The sequence below is a fragment of the Bacillota bacterium genome (genome assembly GCA_040754675.1).
Lineage (GTDB): Bacteria > Bacillota > Limnochordia > Limnochordales > Geochordaceae > Geochorda.
This window is the reverse complement of sequence record JBFMCJ010000483.1, coordinates 1-3,056: the sequence shown is the minus strand read 5'-3', so window position 1 is coordinate 3,056 and position 3,056 is coordinate 1. Positions and strand designations below refer to the sequence as shown.

The following is a 3,056-nucleotide window of genomic DNA, read 5'->3' as shown; positions in this document are numbered from 1 at the left end:
GCGCTCCGGCACGTTCGCGGGGTGCTTGAAGCGTTGCCTGCTCGCAAGGGAGGGGTTCGGGTGCGTCGAGTCCTTGCCGCTTTGCTTACCGTCTTCGTAGTCACGTTGCTGGCCGTCCTGGCCGCTTTCCCGGCCCTGTCAGCCCCGGCAGGGTCCGCTCCGATCGTGCTCAAACTCGGCCACGTGGTCGCGACGGGGCACCCGTACCACTACGGGGCGACCGAGTTCGCCCGCCTGGTTGAGGAGCGGACGGGCGGGCGGGTGCGCATCGACGTCTACCCCGGCGGGCAGCTTGGGCCCGGTGAGCGGGAGGAGATCGAGGCACTCCAGCTCGGCGGCATCGACCTGGTCGTGACCGGCACCGCGGTGCTCGCCAACTTCCTGCCGGACTTCTCGGTCATGGACCTGCCGTTCCTCTTCCGGGACTACCGCCACGTGGACGCCGTCCTCGACGGGCCCGTCGGGGCGGATCTGCTGCAGCGCCTCAACCGCGCCAATCTCAACATCACAGGCCTTTCGCTGTGGGAACAAGGCTTCCGCTACCTCACCAACAGCAAACGCCCCATCAACACGCCGGAGGACGTCCGCGGCCTCAAGATCCGGGTGCAGGAGAACCCCATCCACGTTGACAGTTTCAACGCGCTCGGCGCGCTGGCGACGCCGATGGCGTGGGGCGGCGTTTACACAGCCCTGCAGCAAGGGGTCATCGACGGCCAGGAAAACCCCATCCCGGTCCTCACCAGCCACAAGATTTACGAAGTGCAGCGGTATCTCGCCATGACCGGCCACTTCTACGCGCCGGCCGTCATCATCATCAACACGGGCCGTTTCCGATCCCTGCCCGCCGACGTGCAGGAAGTCCTGCTGAAAACCGCCCGCGACGTGTCGCAGTCCGAACGGGCCGTGGCGCGCCGGATGGAAGCCGAACAGGTTGATGAGCTCCGCCGCCTCGGCATGCAGGTGACGCACCCGGACAAAGCGGCGTTCCAGAGGGCCATGGAACCCGTGTACAACAAGTACCGCAGCCGGTTCGGGGACCTCATCGACCGGATCATCCAGGCGGGTAAGTAGGCGGGCTGAGAGGGCGTGACCGCCTCCGGCGGCGAGCGGCCGGCACTTTCGCAGCGCCCGGCGGTGGCGGGCGGCAGGACAGGGCTGGCCGGGATCGTCCTGCGTACGGGGTCGATGGCCGCACGCGCGGTGGGGTGGCTATCGGATGGCCTGGATCGCCTGACGGTGATGCTGGCCGCCGCGCTCACGGCGGCCATGGCCGTGGCCCTGGCGCTGCAGGTTCTGTTCCGGTTCGTCCTGCGCACGCCTCTTTCGTGGTCCGAGGAGTTGGCACGCTACTGCTTCGTCTGGCTTTCGTCGCTGGGGGCGGCCGGAGGGGTGCGGCGCGGCCTGCACCCCGGCCTCGACCTCCTGCCGGCCAGGTGGTCCGGGAGGGCGCGCCGGCTTGCCGCCAGCCTGGGCGCGGTGCTATCCGCGCTTTTCCTGGCGGTTCTGGCCGTGTACGGATGGCGGCTGGCGGCTTTCAACATGAGGCAGCACTCCCCGGCGATGGGGCTGCCCATGGGGGTCCCGTACGCGGCGATCCCTGCAGGGGCCGGCGTCATGCTGGTGCATCTGCTGGCGAGGGTAGCCGCCTCGCCTTCCGGGCCCGGCAAGGAGGGTGGGCGGTGACCGGGCGGTGAGCACGGTTGCCGGGATCTCCGGCATCCTGCTGCTGTTTCTCGGCCTGCCCATCCCGTTCGCCGTGGGCCTGGCGGCGGTGCTGGGCCTGCAGGCGGGCGCCCTGCCGCTACCCCTTGTGGTCCAGCGGGTCTTCGCAGCGCAGGACTCGTTTCACCTGATGGCCATCCCTCTCTTCGTGCTGGCCGGATCCCTGATGAACGCGGGGGGCATGAGCGAGCGGCTCGTGCGACTTGCCGGCGCCCTGGTGGGGCGGCTGCGCGGCGGCCTGGTGCACGTGAACATCCTCTCCAACGTCTTTTTCTCGGGAATCTCGGGGTCGGCAGCCGCCGATGCCTCCGCCGTGGGTTCCATTCTCATTCCGGGCATGGAGCGGGCGGGCTACCGCCGCGAGCTCGCCGCCGCGGTGACGGCGGCGGCGTCACTCATCGGCCCCATCGTCCCGCCGAGCATTCCCATGATCCTCTACGGGGTGGAAGCGGAGGTCTCCATTGCCCGGCTCTTCCTGGCCGGCGCGATACCCGGCCTGCTGCTGGCGGCAGCCCAGATGGCGGTGGGAGCCTGGGTGGCGCGGCGGCAGGGCCTGCCGGCAGGCCAGGCCGCCGGGTGGCGGGAGATCGGGAGCGCGTTGCGGCAGGCGGCCTGGGCGGCGGCCATGCCGGTCATCATCCTGGGCGGCATCCTGGGCGGCGTCTTCACGCCGACGGAAGCGGCCGCGGTCGCCGTGTTCTACGCGCTGGGCGTGGGGCTCCTGGTTCACCGCGAGCTCGATGCGGCCCGCATCGCCCGGGCCCTGGTCGAAACGGCGCTGACCACCGGGGTCGTCATGCTCATGATCGGGGCGACGGAGGCGCTCGCCTGGATCCTGGCCCGGGAGCGCATCCCCCAGCTGCTGGCCGGGTGGGTGGCCGGCCTGGGCGCCAGCCCCGCGGCCATCCTCCTGCTCATCAACCTGGTCCTGCTCATCATCGGCGTACCGCTCGAGCCGGCGCCCGCCCTGCTCATCCTGGTGCCCGTGCTGATGCCGCTGGTTCTCCGCCTGGGGGTGGATCCTGTCCACTTCGGCGTGATCATGGTGCTCAACCTCGTCATTGGCCTGGTGACGCCGCCCGTGGGGGCCTCCATCTTCGTGGTCTCCGCCATCAGCCGCGTGCCGCTCACGGCGATGACCCGGGCCATGTGGCCATTCCTCCTGGTTTCCATCGCCGTCCTGCTGCTGGTGACCTACGTGCCGGCGCTGTCGCTGTGGCTGCCCTCGCTCGCCATCCGCTGACCGGCCACCGCGGCCGCCGCGCCCGGCAGGGCCTGGCGCGAGGGTGGGGCCGGGCCGCCGGCCGCCCATCACAGGGGAGGCGTGAACCGCC

3 protein-coding genes are annotated in these 3,056 nt (G+C 70.6%); all 3 read left to right on the top strand.

The window, feature by feature from the left end; all coding sequences use genetic code 11:
• On the top strand, positions 1-1,071 hold a 1,071-nt coding region (locus AB1609_19460; protein ID MEW6048621.1), incomplete at its 5' end, for a TRAP transporter substrate-binding protein.
• Between the two features lie 15 nt (positions 1,072-1,086).
• Entirely contained in the window at positions 1,087-1,683 is a 597-nt protein-coding gene (locus tag AB1609_19455) for a TRAP transporter small permease (GenBank protein ID MEW6048620.1), read from the top strand.
• Complete coding sequence (locus AB1609_19450; protein ID MEW6048619.1) at positions 1,673-2,965, top strand: TRAP transporter large permease; 1,293 nt, start codon at positions 1,673-1,675, stop codon at positions 2,963-2,965. Before AB1609_19455 ends, AB1609_19450 begins: the two co-directional genes overlap by 11 nt.
• Positions 2,966-3,056 lie beyond the last annotated feature (91 nt).